The sequence below is a fragment of the Streptomyces sp. CoH27 genome (genome assembly GCF_020181035.1).
GTDB classification, from domain to species: Bacteria; Actinomycetota; Actinomycetes; order Streptomycetales; family Streptomycetaceae; genus Streptomyces; species Streptomyces camelliae.
Genome location: NZ_JAIQYY010000021.1, coordinates 63,729 through 77,603 on the forward strand (window position 1 = coordinate 63,729; position 13,875 = coordinate 77,603).

Annotated in this window: 16 protein-coding genes, 3 tRNA genes and 2 pseudogenes; 6 read left to right on the forward strand and 15 right to left on the reverse strand. The window is 69.4% G+C overall.

Features of this window, described 5'->3' with window-relative positions:
* Positions 1-3: 3 nt before the first annotated feature.
* The 7 genes from LE548_RS31750 to LE548_RS31780 all read right to left on the reverse strand — a co-directional run bounded on the left by LE548_RS31750 (position 4) and on the right by LE548_RS31780 (position 3,747).
* Positions 4-1,440, reverse strand: a complete 1,437-nt coding sequence (locus LE548_RS31750) for an MFS transporter (protein WP_374116198.1) — start codon at positions 1,438-1,440, stop codon at positions 4-6.
* 163 nt (positions 1,441-1,603) lie between these two features.
* Positions 1,604-2,173, reverse strand: coding sequence for a TetR/AcrR family transcriptional regulator (locus LE548_RS31755; protein ID WP_225100456.1), 570 nt, complete (start codon positions 2,171-2,173; stop codon positions 1,604-1,606).
* 116 nt (positions 2,174-2,289) lie between these two features.
* Entirely contained in the window at positions 2,290-2,718 is a 429-nt protein-coding gene (locus tag LE548_RS31760) for a MaoC family dehydratase (RefSeq protein WP_225100458.1), read from the reverse strand.
* A gap of 7 nt (positions 2,719-2,725) precedes the next feature.
* A complete protein-coding gene (locus LE548_RS31765) occupies positions 2,726-3,178 on the reverse strand; it encodes a MaoC family dehydratase N-terminal domain-containing protein (protein WP_225100460.1) in 453 nt (150 codons plus the stop codon).
* A 122-nt stretch (positions 3,179-3,300) separates the two neighbouring features.
* A complete protein-coding gene (gene rpmG / locus LE548_RS31770) occupies positions 3,301-3,465 on the reverse strand; it encodes a 50S ribosomal protein L33 (RefSeq protein WP_003948671.1) in 165 nt (54 codons plus the stop codon).
* Positions 3,466-3,555: 90 nt separating this feature from the next.
* Positions 3,556-3,628: transfer RNA gene (locus LE548_RS31775), tRNA-Met, on the reverse strand.
* Between the two features lie 46 nt (positions 3,629-3,674).
* Positions 3,675-3,747: transfer RNA gene (locus LE548_RS31780), tRNA-Thr, on the reverse strand.
* Positions 3,748-4,126: 379 nt separating this feature from the next.
* Here LE548_RS31780 and LE548_RS31785 point away from each other — a divergent pair.
* Together LE548_RS31785 and LE548_RS31790 are read left to right on the forward strand one after the other, a co-directional pair.
* The gene (locus LE548_RS31785; protein WP_225100461.1) at positions 4,127-5,392 is read left to right on the forward strand and encodes an amidohydrolase family protein; all 1,266 of its coding nucleotides are present in this window, start codon (positions 4,127-4,129) and stop codon (positions 5,390-5,392) included.
* A gap of 329 nt (positions 5,393-5,721) precedes the next feature.
* Complete coding sequence (locus tag LE548_RS31790; RefSeq protein WP_225100463.1) at positions 5,722-6,378, forward strand: SDR family oxidoreductase; 657 nt, start codon at positions 5,722-5,724, stop codon at positions 6,376-6,378.
* Positions 6,379-6,462: 84 nt separating this feature from the next.
* Here LE548_RS31790 and LE548_RS31795 read toward each other — a convergent pair whose 3' ends face one another.
* From LE548_RS31795 to LE548_RS31805, 3 genes are all read right to left on the reverse strand, one after another.
* Positions 6,463-6,675 (reverse strand): hypothetical protein, encoded by a 213-nt coding sequence (locus LE548_RS31795; protein WP_225100465.1) that lies wholly within the window; start codon positions 6,673-6,675, stop codon positions 6,463-6,465.
* A 41-nt stretch (positions 6,676-6,716) separates the two neighbouring features.
* Positions 6,717-6,941, reverse strand: a complete 225-nt coding sequence (locus LE548_RS31800; protein WP_031167006.1) for a hypothetical protein — start codon at positions 6,939-6,941, stop codon at positions 6,717-6,719.
* A gap of 165 nt (positions 6,942-7,106) precedes the next feature.
* Positions 7,107-7,188 (reverse strand) — tRNA-Tyr (locus tag LE548_RS31805).
* Positions 7,189-7,414: 226 nt separating this feature from the next.
* Between LE548_RS31805 and LE548_RS31810 the strand changes: the two genes are divergently transcribed.
* Positions 7,415-7,903: a YajQ family cyclic di-GMP-binding protein gene (locus tag LE548_RS31810; RefSeq protein WP_225100467.1), complete on the forward strand. Its 489-nt coding sequence runs from the start codon at positions 7,415-7,417 to the stop codon at positions 7,901-7,903.
* A 93-nt stretch (positions 7,904-7,996) separates the two neighbouring features.
* On the opposite strand, the gene LE548_RS31815 is transcribed toward LE548_RS31810, so the two are convergent.
* A complete protein-coding gene (locus LE548_RS31815; protein ID WP_225100469.1) occupies positions 7,997-8,263 on the reverse strand; it encodes a GlsB/YeaQ/YmgE family stress response membrane protein in 267 nt (88 codons plus the stop codon).
* Positions 8,264-8,419: 156 nt separating this feature from the next.
* Here LE548_RS31815 and LE548_RS31820 point away from each other — a divergent pair, with 156 nt between their 5' ends.
* A complete protein-coding gene (locus LE548_RS31820; RefSeq protein ID WP_225100471.1) occupies positions 8,420-9,685 on the forward strand; it encodes an APC family permease in 1,266 nt (421 codons plus the stop codon).
* A 66-nt stretch (positions 9,686-9,751) separates the two neighbouring features.
* Here LE548_RS31820 and LE548_RS31825 read toward each other — a convergent pair.
* A pseudogene (locus LE548_RS31825) lies at positions 9,752-9,973 on the reverse strand (YccF domain-containing protein); the annotation flags it as partial.
* Between the two features lie 117 nt (positions 9,974-10,090).
* On the opposite strand from LE548_RS31825, the gene LE548_RS31830 reads away from it, so the two are divergent.
* Entirely contained in the window at positions 10,091-10,492 is a 402-nt protein-coding gene (locus LE548_RS31830) for a YccF domain-containing protein (RefSeq protein ID WP_225100473.1), read from the forward strand.
* A 48-nt stretch (positions 10,493-10,540) separates the two neighbouring features.
* On the opposite strand, the gene LE548_RS31835 is transcribed toward LE548_RS31830, so the two are convergent.
* Complete coding sequence (locus LE548_RS31835) at positions 10,541-10,798, reverse strand: hypothetical protein (protein ID WP_225100474.1); 258 nt, start codon at positions 10,796-10,798, stop codon at positions 10,541-10,543.
* Positions 10,799-10,892: 94 nt separating this feature from the next.
* On the opposite strand from LE548_RS31835, the gene LE548_RS31840 reads away from it, so the two are divergent.
* Positions 10,893-12,860 (forward strand): recombinase family protein, encoded by a 1,968-nt coding sequence (locus tag LE548_RS31840; protein ID WP_225100475.1) that lies wholly within the window; start codon positions 10,893-10,895, stop codon positions 12,858-12,860.
* On the opposite strand, the pseudogene LE548_RS31845 reads toward LE548_RS31840, so the two are convergent.
* Positions 12,838-12,954, reverse strand: a pseudogene (locus tag LE548_RS31845) (YccF domain-containing protein); the annotation flags it as partial. The gene LE548_RS31840 and the pseudogene LE548_RS31845 sit on opposite strands and share 23 nt — an antisense overlap.
* Positions 12,951-13,814 (reverse strand): zinc metalloprotease HtpX, encoded by an 864-nt coding sequence (gene htpX, locus LE548_RS31850; protein WP_225100476.1) that lies wholly within the window; start codon positions 13,812-13,814, stop codon positions 12,951-12,953. The gene htpX and the pseudogene LE548_RS31845, both read right to left, overlap by 4 nt.
* Positions 13,815-13,875 lie beyond the last annotated feature (61 nt).

Below are 13,875 nucleotides of genomic sequence, written 5' to 3' on the forward strand. Positions count from 1 at the left end.
GGATCAGCGGGCCGACGACTCCAGCGACCCGGTCTCCAGCGCCTCGGTCCCCGCAACCGGCATGGCTGTCGAGGAGCCGGTCTCCACGCCCCGCCCGGACGCCTGTACCTCCTCCGCACCCAGCGGACCCGCGCTCCGGCGGGCCGGTATCACCAGCGCGGCCAGCGCCGCCGCGGCAACCACCGCCGAACCGGTGACCAGGGCGGGCCGCAGGCCGTCCACGAAGCTCTGTGCGCTCTCGTAACCGCCCCGCGCGGAGAAGATCGACGACATCACGGCGATACCGAGCGCACCGCCCACCTCGCGCAGCGCGTTGTTCGCGCCGGAGGCGATGCCCTGCTCCTGCGGGCGGACGCTGGACATCACGAGGCTGGCGGCCGGGGCGAAGTACAGGGCCATGCCGACCCCGCTGACGATCAGGGCAGGCAGCTGGGCGGCGTAGGAGGCGTCCACGGTGGCCACGACGGCCATGTAGCCGAGCCCGACGGCCTGCAGGAACAGGCCCGCTGCGACGACGGGACGGCCCCCCAGGCGGTCGGAGAGGATGCCGGCGACCGGCGCGACGAGCATCGGCATACCGGTCCACGGCAGCATCCTGAGGCCCGCCTCGGTGGGCGAGTAGCCGAGCACGCCCTGCATGTACTGGCTGAGCAGGAAGATCGAGCCGAACATCCCGACGAACATCAGCAGACTGGCCGCGTTGATCCCGGAGAACGCGCGGGAGCGGAACAGCCGCATGGGGAGCATCGGGTTCTCCGCGCGCGAGCTGTACAGAACGAACCCGGCCAGCAGCGCGGCACCGGCGAACAGAGCGGTGAGGACCACGGTGTCGGTCCAGCCGTCGGCGGGCCCGCGGACCAGGCCGTAGACGATCCCGAAGAGCCCGCCGCTGGCGAGCAGTGTGCCGGCGACGTCGAGCGGGGCGCCGGTGCCGTGGGACTCGGCGAGCCGCAGCCGGGCGAGCGGCAGCACGGCCAGGCCGAGCGGCACGTTCAGCCAGAAGATCCAGTGCCAGGAGACGTGCTCGGTGAGGCTGCCGCCGATGAGCGGTCCGGAGGCGACGGCGAGGCCGTTGACGGCACCCCAGATGCCGTACATCATCCCGCGCCTGGCGGCGGGCACGGCGGCGGTCAGCAGGGTCAGCGTGAGCGGCATCATCACGGCCGCGCCGACGCCCTGCACCGCGCGGGCGGCGATCAACGCGCCGATGCCGGGCGCCATGGCCGCGGCGGCGGAGGCGCCGGTGAAGACGGTGAGTCCGGCGATGAAGAGCCGGCGGCGCCCGAACCGGTCACCGAGCGCGGCGCCGAACATGAGCAGCACGGCGAAGGTGAGCGTGTAGGCGCTCACGGTCCATTCGAGGTCGTCCAGCGCCCCGCCGAGGTCCTTGCGGATGGATGGCAGGGCGGTGGTGACGACGAGGTTGTCGAGGGCCGCCATGAATCCGGCGACGCTGGTGATGACGAGGGTCCAGGCGGCGCCCCCGCGTCCTGTGCTCGGTGAGTTCTGCTGTGGCATCTCTCCCCCAGAGAGTGATCTAGTTAGTCATTGATTACTAACTTTTTGGCGCAGGAAAAGAGGCAGGACAATCCGCCTCGTTCCGCTACTTCTCCAGCCGGCCGGTGGTCCGGGCCGACGGATACATCCCCTGCCAGACCCGGTGTTCGGGCGGAAACCCCATGGCCGCAAGGGTGTTGATGAGCATTCCGTACGCCAGGAAGGTCGTGGTGTCGTTGTCGTCCGCCCCCAGCGGCAGGTGAACGGTGTCCCAGAGCTTCATCCAGCCGGCCCGTACCGCCTCGCCGAACTCGTGGTCACCCTCCGCCTCGGCCGCCGCAACCGTGATGTAGGTCTGCATCTGCATCTGCAGCCTCTCGGGCTGCTCCGTGATCAGCCGCACATAGGCGTTCGCCATGGCGTGCAGGGCCTCCTCACCCTCCAGCCCCTCGGCCGCCTCCCCCAGGACCCGGCAGGTGTCCTCCACACAGCGGAGGGACGCGGCGGCGAAGATCGCCTTCTTGCCCGCGAAGAGCCGGAAGAGGTACGGCTGCGATACGCCCACGCGGCTCGCGATCGCCTCCGTGGACGTGCCGTAGTAGCCCTTCTGCGCGAACTCCGCGATTGCCGCGCGGATGACACTCTCGCGCCGCTCTTCTGCACTCATCCTGACCACGGGAAGGAAGTTAGTACTCAATCACTAACTTGGCAAGGGGGTCTTCGGCACGGGCATGCGTAAGGGGCGCCCCACCATGGAGGACGCCCCTTACCTCAAGCACTGCGCGCTTGCCGTCAGGCCAGTCGTACGACCGCCCGGGACATGCCCAGCACCTTCTGGCCGCCACTGGTCGCCGTCAGGTCCACGCGGACGGTGTTGTCGTCCAGCTTGGCCGCGACCTTGCCGCTGACCTCGATCTGGGCGCCCTTGTCGTCGTTCGGCACGACGACGGGCTTGGTGAAGCGGACGCCGTACTCCACGACCGCGCCCGGGTCCCCGGTCCAGTCGGTGACCACGCGGATCGCCTCGGCCATGGTGAACATGCCGTGCGCGATGACGTCCGGCAGGCCGACCTCCTTGGCGAACTTCTCGTTCCAGTGGATCGGGTTGAAGTCCCCGGAGGCGCCCGCGTAGCGCACGAGCGTGGCACGGGTCACGGGAAAGGTCTGGGCCGGCAGCTCGGTGCCGACCTCGACGTCGTCGTACGCGATCTTCGCCGTCATCAGGTCCTCACGCCTCCTCGGCCGCGCGGGCCACGAGCTTGGTCCAGGCGGTCACGACATGCTCGCCCGCCTCGTCGTGCACCTCACCGCGGATGTCCAGGATGTCGTTGCCCGCCATGGACTTGATCGCCTCGATGGTGGAGGTGACCGTGAGCCGGTCTCCGGCGCGCACGGGGCGGTTGTAGGCGAACTTCTGGTCGCCGTGCACCACGCGGCTGTAGTCGAGGCCGAGCTGCGGGTCCTCGACGACCTGACCGGCGGCCCGGAAGGTGATGGAGAACACGAACGTCGGCGGGGCGATCACATCGGAATGCCCGAGCGCCTTCGCGGCCTCCGGGTCCGTGTACACCGGGTTGGCCTCTCCCACCGCCTCGGCGAACTCGCGGATCTTCTCCCGGCCCACCTCGTAGGGCGCGGTGGGCGGGTAGGTCCGTCCCACGAAGGACTGGTCGAGCGCCATGCCCGGCACCTCCTGATGTCTGCTGTGATGGCCCCAAATTAGCCGTAAACCGGCCGGTGAAACGCCGTGAGGCCGCCCCCTCGGAAGGGGACGGCCTCACGTACGAGCCTGTTGAACCCTGTTCAGCGCGTCTCGCGGTGCGCAGTGTGCGCGTTGCAGCGCGGGCAGTGCTTCTTCATCTCAAGACGGTCCGGGTTGTTACGCCGGTTCTTCTTGGTGATGTAGTTCCGCTCCTTGCACTCCACGCAGGCCAGCGTGATCTTCGGGCGGACGTCGGTGGCAGCCACGTGAGTGCTCCTAAGACGAACGGATGGACTGATTTAACGCAAGAAAGAGTAGCCGATCGAAGGACCGACCCCGCAATCGGCTACTGTCAGTAGCGGTGACCGGACTTGAACCGGTGACACAGCGATTATGAGCCGCTTGCTCTACCGACTGAGCTACACCGCTTTGATGCGATCGGGCCCCGCCTTTCGGCGGGAACCTCTCACACCAGAGCCCCAAAACGGAATCGAACCGTTGACCTTCTCCTTACCATGGAGACGCTCTGCCGACTGAGCTATTGGGGCGAGCGATGAAGACATTACACGGTCCGCCGCCGTTCACCCAAATCCGTATCCGGCGGCCCGTCACACCCCCCATCTCAGCCCGCACAACCGCCTCCTGAGACGTATCCCGACGCCGGACACGCGCGCGTGGGCCTCCGCGGGAACAGTGGATCGACGCCCACGCGCGCGTGGGCGTCGACAGGACCGGTTCGGGGCCACGCGGGCGGGCGACACGTGTACCGCCATGGGCGGACCACACCGGTACGACTATTGCGCTCCTGCGCGCCCCACGCGGCTCGCCACCCTAGGCTCGACTCACTCTGCGTGATCTTGGGGGCCCGCGCCCCCGCGTCTCTCACGCAGGTACGCCCCGAGCCCCCGGCCCCGACCCTGGAGCGCGATGCCCGACAGCCAGCCGCAGCCCCATCCGCCGTCGAACTCCCCGGGCCCCTCGGGACAGCCCGACCCGGCCGCCCTGCTGCTGTGCGGGGCACGGCTCACCGACGGCCGGACCGTGGACGTACGGCTGAGCGGCGGGCGCATCGAGGCGGTGGGCACGGCGGGCAGCCTGGCACCGGGCCCGGCCCGTACGGGCACCACGCGCGTGGACCTCAGCGGCTATCTGCTCCTGCCGGCGCCGGCCGAACCGCACGCCCACGCCGACACGGCCCTGTCCGCCGAGGCGCCCGGCCCGGTGTCGTGCACGCCTGAGAACGTCCAGCGCCGGGCGACGGAGGCGGCCTTGCTGCAGCTCGGACACGGGGCGACGGCGGTACGCGCGCACGTGCGCGTGGGCGACGTCCAGGGACTCGGCGCGCTGGGCGCCGTCCTGCAGGCGCGGCGGTCGCTGCGGGGGCTCGCGGAGCTGACGACGGTGGCCACCCCGCGGCTGCTGACCGGCGTGGCGGGCGCGGACGGGCTCGCCATGCTGCGTGATGCGCTGAAGATGGGCGCCTCCGTGGTGGGCGGCTGCCCGGACCTGGACCCCGACCCCGCGGGCTATGTCGAGGCGGTCCTGGAGGTGGCCTCCGAGCACGGCTGCCCGGTGGACCTGCACACGGACGCCGCCGACCCGGCCCGGTTGTCCCGGCTCGCGGTCATGGCGGGGGGCCTGCGCCCCGGCGTGACAATCGGGCCGTGCGCCGGTCTCGGGCGCCTGCCCGCCGAGAGCGCCTCGCGCGCCGCCGACCAGCTCGCGGCGGCCGGCGTCACGGTGGTGTGCCTGCCCCAGGGCGGCTGCTGCGCCGCCGAGCGCCGGGACACGCCTCCGGTACGGCTGCTGCGCTCGGCCGGGGTACGGGTGGCGGCCGGCAGCGGCGCCCTGCGGGACGTCTCCAACCCCGTCGGCCGCGGCGATCCCCTGGAGGCGGCCTACCTCCTCGCCTCCGCCCACGGCCTGCGCCCGGAGGACGCCTACGACGCCGTGAGCACCTCGGCCCGCGCGGTCCTGGGCCTGCCGGAGGTACGCGTGGAGGCGGGCTTCCCGGCCGACCTGCTGGCCGTACGCGGCACCCACCTGCCCGGCGCCCTCTCCCTCGCCTACAGCCGCATCGTGGTCCACCGGGGGCGCGTGGTCGCCCGCACCAGTGCGGTCCGCGAGTACTGCAACTCGGCAGCGACAGCGGAACTGGGGCTACCGCGGCAGGGGCGGGGCGAACTGTCGTGAGGGGCGCGGGGCGCCGCGTACAGGCGGGGCGCTGCGAGGGCGGGGAGCTATGCGGGGGGGACGGGGAGCCGAGGGCGCTTGGATGCCTTGAAGGCCAGGGCCGTAGAGGCCGGGGGCCGTAGAGGCCAGGGCGCCGTAGAGGCCTGGGCTGTGGAGCAGTGATGGGGCGCGAGGCGCTCGGAGTGGGCACTGGGCGCGCGGTTACGAGCGCGCGCTCTGCGCTCGTAGTGCACGTCTGGCGCGGGGGCGTGGGCGCGCGCCCGGCGTGCTCCGGCCATGCCGGTCAACTCGTGCGGCGGATGCGCCCCCTCGGGCGTACGGTCGGAATCATGCGCATTGTCATCGCTGGTGGTCATGGTCAGATCGCGCTGCGGCTGGAGCGCCTGCTCTCCGCGCGCGGAGATGAGGTCGCGGGCATCATCCGCACGGCGGAGCAGGGCGCCGACCTGCGAGCGGCCGGGGCCGAACCGGTCCTGCTCGACCTGGAGTCCGCCTCGGTCGAGGAGGTCGCGGCGCATCTGCAGGGCGCCGACGCGGCGGTCTTCGCGGCAGGCGCGGGCCCGGGCAGCGGCACGGCCCGCAAGGAGACGGTGGACAAGGGCGCGGCGGTGCTGTTCGCGGACGCGGCGGTACGCGCGCGCGTACGCCGCTTTCTGGTCGTCTCCTCGATGGGCGCGGATCCCGCGCACCAGGGCAACAACGTCTTCGACGCGTATCTGCGGGCCAAGGGCGAGGCGGACGCGTACGTGTCCCGTCAGGAGGCCCTGGACTGGACGATCCTGCGGCCCGGCTCGCTGACGGACGACGCCGGTACCGGCCAGGTCCGGCTGGAGGCGCACACCGGGCGTGGGATGGTCCCGAGGGACGACGTGGCGGCCGTACTGGCCGAGTTGGTGGACACCCCGGCGACGACCGGCCTGACGCTGGAACTCATCAGCGGGTCGCAGCCGGTGTCGGTCGCGGTGAAGTCGGTGGCCGGGAACTGAGGCGGGTCGCCGCCCGTTGAACGGTCGCAGCCCTCAACGGGCCGCGTTGCACTGCCCGCTGTCACCCCATGAGCATCCACCGCGTCAGAACAGGGGCAACTGCCCGGGAAACTCCGGCACGGCGTAGCCGTCCAACGCCTGCTGGACCGCACCGAGTTGCGCCTGCTGCCGCGACCCGGCGCAGGAGACGAGCTCGCCGTTCTCCCGCGCCCCGGGCGGGTCGTGCCTCGCGAAACGGCCCGCCACGACGGCGATGTCGCGGCGGCACACGGGACAGGTTCTGCGTCGGGAGGACATGTCGTCAGTGTGCCCCGCGGACGAGCGCGGGGCACAGCGCCTCAGGTGCGGGTCTCGGCCTCCCAGCGGTCGGGCCCCACCCCGCGCCAGTCGATCAGGGGCGAGTCGGCCACCTGCTCCGGCTCGATCTCCAGCCCCGCGCGGCGCAGGAACTCCACCAGGTCCCGCACGCTGTGCGCAAGACCGAGGATCTCGCCGTCCACACGGACCCGGCGCCCACCGGTCGGGGACGGCAGATGCACGATGATGGGTCGCTTCCCGGCCATGGCTCCAGCATCGTCCGCCCCGCCGGGACCCGCACCCGGGCCGGTCATTCCTGCATCCCCAAGCTATCGCTCATGCGTTCGATTCTAGCGAAGAGCAGCCGAGGACAACGCAAACGACGAGAGCCCGTGATCTGCTCTCACAGATCACGGGCTCTCGTTCCCGTGTGGCGGCGCCAGGATTCGAACCTGGGAAGGCTGAGCCGGCAGATTTACAGTCTGCTCCCTTTGGCCGCTCGGGCACACCGCCGGGTAGTGCTGCCTTCGAACCCGCTTTCGGCGGTGCTCCCCGGCAACGACGTAAACAATACCCGATGCAGAGGGGTGCTTCGCCACCCGGTTGATCTCCACCTGCCGGCTCCCGGGGTGGCTAGGCTGGTGCGGATGCGGCCCGGTGTCATGCCGGGCCCGGCGGCCGCCGCCGCGCACGCCGGCACGCACCCGATTCGCACCCTGATATCAAGGAGCCACAGGACATGGCCGACTCCAGTTTCGACATCGTCTCGAAGGTCGAGCGGCAGGAGGTCGACAACGCCCTCAACCAGACCGCCAAGGAGATCTCGCAGCGCTACGACTTCAAGGGCGTGGGCGCCTCGATCTCGTGGTCCGGCGACAAGATCGAGATGCGGGCGAACTCCGAGGACCGGGTGAAGGCTGTCCTCGACGTCTTCCAGTCCAAGCTGATCAAGCGCGGCATCTCGCTCAAGGCGCTGGACGCGGACGAGCCCCAGCTGTCCGGCAAGGAGTACAAGATCTCCGCGTCGCTCCAGGAGGGCATCTCCCAGGACAACGCGAAGAAGGTGGCGAAGATCATTCGCGACGAGGGCCCGAAGGGCGTGAAGGCCCAGGTCCAGGGCGATGAGCTGCGCGTCAGCTCCAAGAGCCGCGACGATCTGCAGGCCGTGATCGCGCTGCTGAAGGGCAAGGACTTCGACTTCGCGCTGCAGTTCGTCAACTACCGGTAGAAAATTGGCACAGGCGCGGAAGGGCGGGTCGTCCGGTGCCGGGCAGCCCGCCCTTCCGCGCCTGTGCGCTCCCTCCGTGCTCCCGCGCGGCGCTCAGTCGCGTGAGTTGCCGAACAGGATGCGGTAGACGATCAGCAGCACCAGGGAGCCACCGATGGCCGCGGCCCAGGTGGCGCCGTCGTAGAAGTTCCTGGTGATCGGGTGGTGCAGCCAGCGGGCCGAGATCCAGCCGCCGATGAATGCCCCCGCGATGCCGATGAGGGTCGTACCGATGAAGCCGCCGGGGTCACGTCCCGGCAGGAGGACCTTGGCGATGACTCCGGCCACCAGGCCCAGGATGATCCAACCGATGATGCTCATGCCGTGAACCTGCCCTTCCGAACTGTCCTCGCACTGTCCGCCTGCTGAGGATCCGGTGAGAACCCGCTGTCGACGCGCGCGTGTTCATGTTCCGGTGATGAAGAGGACGTCACAGGTCCACCACCTGGTTGCGGGGCGGTCAGTAGGGTGCGGCGCATGACACCTTCCGACACCGGCCTCCGGCGCACGCTGGGAGTGCGGGACGCCGTGGTCGTCGGCCTCGGCTCGATGGTCGGCGCGGGCGTCTTCTCGGCCCTGGGGCCGGCCGCGCGCGCGGCCGGGTCGGGGCTGCTGCCCGGACTGGCGCTCGCGGCCGTCGTGGCCTACTGCAACGCCATGTCCTCGGCCCGGCTCGCCGCCCGCTATCCGGCCTCCGGCGGGACGTACGTGTACGGACGGGAGCGGCTGGGCGCCTTCTGGGGGTATCTCGCCGGCTGGGCGTTCGTGGTCGGCAAGACAGCCTCCTGCGCGGCCATGGCGCTCACGGTCGGCGCGTACGTCTGGCCGGAGCAGGCTCACGCGGTGGCCGTCGCGGCCGTGGTGGCGCTGACGGCCGTGAACTACGGCGGAATCCAGAAGTCGGCATGGCTGACGCGGGTGATCGTGGCCGTCGTTCTCGCCGTCCTCGCGGCCGTGGTCGTCGTGTGCCTCGCGTCCGGACAGGCCGACACCGGCCGACTGGACATCGAGCTGTCGTCCGGGGCGGGCGGCGTGCTTCAGGCGGCTGGGCTGCTGTTCTTCGCGTTCGCCGGATACGCGCGGATCGCGACCCTCGGCGAGGAGGTACGGGATCCGGCGCGCACGATCCCGCGCGCCATCCCGCTCGCCCTGGGCATCACACTCGTGGTGTACGCGTGCGTGGCCGTCGCGACGCTCTCGGTCCTCGGTGCGGACCGGCTCGGGCACGCGACCGCCCCGCTGGCCGACGCGGTGCGGGCGGCCGGGGCGCCGGGGCTCGTGCCCGTGGTGCGCGCGGGGGCGGCGGTGGCCGCGCTGGGCTCGCTGCTCGCGCTGATCCTCGGCGTGTCCCGTACGACGCTCGCCATGGCCCGGGACGGCCATCTGCCCAGGTCACTGGCAGCCGTGCATCCCCGCTTCCACGTGCCGCACCGGGCGGAGCCGACCGTGGGCGCGGTGGTCGCCGTACTCGCCGCCACGGCGGACGTGCGCGGCGCGATCGGCTTCTCGTCCTTCGGTGTGCTGGCCTACTACGCCGTCGCCAACGCCTCCGCGTGGACGCTGAGTCCGGCCCCGCTGTCCCGCCTGGTGCCCGTACTGGGGCTGCTGGGCTGCACCACGCTGGCGTTCGCCCTGCCCGCCGTCTCGGTGGCAACGGGAGCGGGCGTGCTCGCGCTGGGCGTGGCCGTCTACGGCGTACGACGGTGGTGGGCGGGCCGGCACGTGGGCCGGCGCGGCGCGTGACGCACCCTCAGGTCGCCGGCGACTGCCCCTGACGTGCCGCACGCACGCAGCGGGCCGGCGGTCCGCTCAGCGGGTCGCGAACGGCTGGTCCGTGGGGACGATCTCGCGGCCCAGCGGCAGCAGGGAGACCGGGATCAGCTTGAAGTTGGCGATGCCGAACGGGATGCCGATGATCGTGATGCACAGGGCGATGCCGGTGACGATGTGGGCGATCGCCAGCCACCAGCCGGCCAGGATCAGCCACAGGACGTTGCCGATGCAGGAAGGGGCGCCCGCGTCGCGGCGCTCGTCTCGGAACGTTCCCGATCGCGCTACAAGGGCTCTGCGGTTCCGTCTGGACGCCTGATCAACTGATACTTGTGGCAGCAGGCCTTGCTGACGGAGCGACCCGGAGAGAGATCGACCATGAAGCTGTTCAACCTGCTGCTCAACCTCGTGTGGCTCTTCTTCTGTGGCCTCTGGATGGCGATCGGCTACGTGATCGCTGCGCTGATCTGCTTCATCTTCATCGTCACCATCCCATTCGGCATCGCGTCGCTGCGTATCGCCGGGTTTGTCCTGTGGCCGTTCGGCCGCACCACGGTGGAGCGGCCGGACGCCGGCGCCCCGTCGTGCATCGGCAACGTGATCTGGGTGATTTTCGCCGGATGGTGGCTGGCGCTGGCGCACCTGATCACGAGCATCCCTCTGTTCCTGTCGATCATCGGGATCCCCTTCGGGTGGGCGAACCTGAAGCTCATCCCGATCTCGCTCATGCCTCTGGGGCGGGAGGTTGTCCCGACGGACGAGGCGTTCGGCGGGCGCTGACCACGTGGCGGCAGCCTATGGTGACGGAAGTCGTGCCGGCACCGAGTGTCACCTACACAGAGGCAACGGCCCGCAACGAAGCCCCTTCCAAAATGGAGGGGCCTCGATCTCCCATGCCCATGCCTTGATCTCGCCGTGGCCGGCTTCTTCACCGATGCGGAGTGCGGCGGCCTTGCTGAGGTTGGCGGCTTCGCGCTGGCCTCGGTCGTACTGGACGCAGGCGTTGAGTAGGAAGAGCCATCCGGTGTCGACCAGTAGTTCTCGGTGCTGGCGCAGGGTCATGCGGCCTTCGAGTTCGGCAGACAAAGCATCAGAATGCCGAGATAATAAGAGAGTTGAGACAAGCGCCCCGGCAGCGGCTGGCACCGCCCCGGGGCTGGCCGACTGACTAGGAGTCGACATGTCCCATGTAAGCACACACCTGCCCTCCTCCACCGAAACCGCTGCTCGGGCAGCCAGCCGACGGACGCTGCGAGCCGTCGACTACCTTCGGGTCTCCACCGAGGATCAGAAGAAGGGCTACGGCGTAGCCAGGCAGAGCCGGAAGACCACACGGCACATCGCGCTCAAGCAGTGGCAGCACGCAGGCACCTACAAGGACGAGGGTGTTTCTGGCTCCCTGGAAGCGGCTGACCGAGGAGACCTCAAGCGTCTGATGGAGGACGCTCAGAAGACTCCCCGCCCCTTCGACATCGTCGTAGTCCCTGACGGCCGCGTGATCGGCGGGAAGGGGCGGGTCTTCTGGCGCTGGGTCTGGGCCCTGGAGGACATCGGTGTCTACGTCGCGGTGGTCGCCGACGACTACGACAACACCACGTCCGAGGGGCGCAAGAAGATGCGCCGGGACGCCGACTATGCCGAGACCGAGTGGGAGACGATCCGCGACCGCACCCAGGGCGGCTTGCAGGAGAAGGCTGAGCTGACCCCGGCTGCCCACATCGGCGGACGGCCTCCCTATGGATACCGCATCGGCAATAAGGGCACGCCGGGCTCGTACCTGGTAGTCGATGACGCTGAGGCGAAGGTCATCCGTTACGTCTACGAACTCGTGGTGGGTGAAGGGCTCAACCTTCGGAAGGCCACCATCCGGCTCAACGTGGAAGGAATCACCGCGCGATCCGGTCGGGCATGGACGCGTGACAACCTGCGTGATCGAGTCATGTCTTCTCCAGTCCTCGACGGACTCCTCACCTTTCGCGGCCGACATGCCCAGACCGACGAGGATGGCAATCCTGTCTGGGGCGACTCCGTCGAGATTGAGTTGCCACGGATTCTGAGTGCCGAGGAAAGCGCGGAACTCCGACGCAAGGTGGCCGAAACGGCGAAGCGCAGCAGCGGACAACGATGGTTCTATCCGCTGACGGGGCGAGTGGTCAGTCTCTGTGCGAAGACATACACGGGCATCAGCTTTGCGGCTGAAGGCGCGGGGGCTCGCTTCTACCGATGCGCGGGAAACGCCCCCAAAGACCTGAGTCAGAAGCCCTGCGGCTGCTCCCGCATCGATGCTGATGCGCTCGAAGGGCACGTCTGGCAGAAGGTCATGGAGATCGCTAGCAACAGCCAGAAACCTCAGGAACTGGCCGCCGAGTGGATCGGGACTGAGGACGGCAACAAGTCCGCGTTGATGGGCCGAATCGCTGATCTTGATCAGCAGATCGAGGGTATGAATGCCTCGATCACAGCCGTCATCGTCGCCACGGCCAAACAGAGCAAGTCAGCCGACGCCATCGAGGCTGCTACGGCGGCTCTCAACGAAGAGCTACAGCAACTTCAGAACCTGCGCGCCGAGGCGGCCGAATGGCTGATGGAACTGGAAGAGTCGGACCGGTACGCCGAGGATCTCCGAGCGCTCGCAAGCATGGCGAGCAAATCGTTTCCCGACATGACCCCACAGCAGCAGGCGGCGATTCTGTCCCTGCTGGAGTTGAAGGTCACCATCACTGGGCCGGTACCGAACGGGCGGCGAGGCGGGGTCCCCTGCACAGTGCGGGCTTGGTACGTGGCTACCAGCCTCGACGTGCCGGCAACGTCGCTCTCGGACGAAGACTGGGCCAAAGTTGCGCCTCTGTTGCCGAAGGGGCGGATGGGCGTCGTTCGTCGCTCCGTGGATGCGATCTTCTACAAGGCGCGCACGGGGAAATCCTGGCCTGATGTGGTCAAAGAGACGGGCGCCACCCGCATGGCATCGAAGCACTTCAATGCCTGGACCTCCGATGGCACCTGGGACCGGGTGAACGCCGCCTTGGCCGATGTCGAGCGGATCCCTCTTCCGGACCCCGAACTGCTGCCCCCGATGATTATCGAAGGGCGAGTCGACCCGAGCGCGATGCTTTACCCAGAAGGACGATCCCGAACGGGATGCCGATGATGGTGATGCACAGCAGGACGCCGGCGAACAGGTAGCCGAGGAACAGCCAGAAGCCGCTCAGGACGAGCCAAATGATGTTCAGGATGGTCTTCATCGGATGCGTCCTGCCATCTTCTCCAGTCGGGCGATGCGGTCCGCCATCGGCGGGTGCGTGGAGAACATCTTGGTCAGTCCCTGGCCCGCGCGGAAGGGGTTCGCGATCATCATGTGGCTGGCGGTCTCGATGCGGGGCTCAGGTGGCAGCGGGAGTTGCTGGGTGCCGATCTCCAGCTTGCGCAGGGCGCCGGCGAGGGCCAGCGGGTCGCCGGTGAGCTGAGCGCCGGAGGCGTCCGCCTCGTACTCGCGGGAGCGGCTGATGGCCAGCTGGATGAGGGTGGCGGCGAGCGGGCCGAGGATCATGATCAGGAGCATGCCGAGCAGGCCGGGGCCGTCGTCGTCGTCCGAGCGGCCGACCGGGATCAGCCAGGCGAAGTTCACCAGGAACATGATCACCGAGGCGAGGGCGCCGGCGACCGAGGAGATGAGGATGTCCCGGTTGTAGACATGGCTCAGCTCGTGCCCGATCACGCCGCGCAGCTCGCGCTCGTCCAGCAGGCGCAGGATGCCCTCGGTGCAGCACACGGCCGCGTTGCGCGGGTTGCGGCCCGTGGCGAAGGCGTTGGGGGCCTCCGTCGGCGAGATGTACAGGCGGGGCATCGGCTGGCGGGCCTGCGTGGACAGCTCGCGGACCATCCGGTAGAGCGCGGGGGCCTCGAACTCGCTGACCGGGCGTGCGCGCATCGCGCGAAGGGCCAGCTTGTCGCTGTTCCAGTACGCGTACGCGTTCGTGCCCAGAGCGATCAGAACGGCGACGATCAGTCCCGTGCGGCCGAAGAAGCTGCCGATGACGATGATGAGTGCGGACAGTCCCCCGAGGAGTACTGCGGTCCTGAGCCCGTTGTGCCGGCGGTGCACCGTACGCCCTCCAAATCGCGCGGGTGGGGAACACTTCGGGTCCAGTGGACCCTCCCGCTTG

Excerpts from the sequence above, each read along its gene's own strand:
- LE548_RS31830 (WP_225100473.1), top strand. The coding sequence starts at position 10,091 with ATGAAGCTGTTCAACCTGCTGCTCAACCTCGTGTGGCTCTTCTTCTGT.
- LE548_RS31820 (WP_225100471.1), top strand. The coding sequence starts at position 8,420 with ATGACACCTTCCGACACCGGCCTCCGGCGCACGCTGGGAGTGCGGGAC.
- LE548_RS31790 (WP_225100463.1), top strand. The coding sequence starts at position 5,722 with ATGCGCATTGTCATCGCTGGTGGTCATGGTCAGATCGCGCTGCGGCTG.
- LE548_RS31800 (WP_031167006.1), bottom strand. The coding sequence starts at position 6,941 with ATGGCCGGGAAGCGACCCATCATCGTGCATCTGCCGTCCCCGACCGGT.
- LE548_RS31765 (WP_225100460.1), bottom strand. The coding sequence starts at position 3,178 with ATGGCGCTCGACCAGTCCTTCGTGGGACGGACCTACCCGCCCACCGCG.
- LE548_RS31840 (WP_225100475.1), top strand. The coding sequence starts at position 10,893 with ATGTCCCATGTAAGCACACACCTGCCCTCCTCCACCGAAACCGCTGCT.
- LE548_RS31815 (WP_225100469.1), bottom strand. The coding sequence starts at position 8,263 with ATGAGCATCATCGGTTGGATCATCCTGGGCCTGGTGGCCGGAGTCATC.
- LE548_RS31785 (WP_225100461.1), top strand. The coding sequence starts at position 4,127 with ATGCCCGACAGCCAGCCGCAGCCCCATCCGCCGTCGAACTCCCCGGGC.
- LE548_RS31750 (WP_374116198.1), bottom strand. The coding sequence starts at position 1,440 with ATGGCGGCCCTCGACAACCTCGTCGTCACCACCGCCCTGCCATCCATC.
- LE548_RS31810 (WP_225100467.1), top strand. The coding sequence starts at position 7,415 with ATGGCCGACTCCAGTTTCGACATCGTCTCGAAGGTCGAGCGGCAGGAG.
- LE548_RS31795 (WP_225100465.1), bottom strand. The coding sequence starts at position 6,675 with ATGTCCTCCCGACGCAGAACCTGTCCCGTGTGCCGCCGCGACATCGCC.
- LE548_RS31760 (WP_225100458.1), bottom strand. The coding sequence starts at position 2,718 with ATGACGGCGAAGATCGCGTACGACGACGTCGAGGTCGGCACCGAGCTG.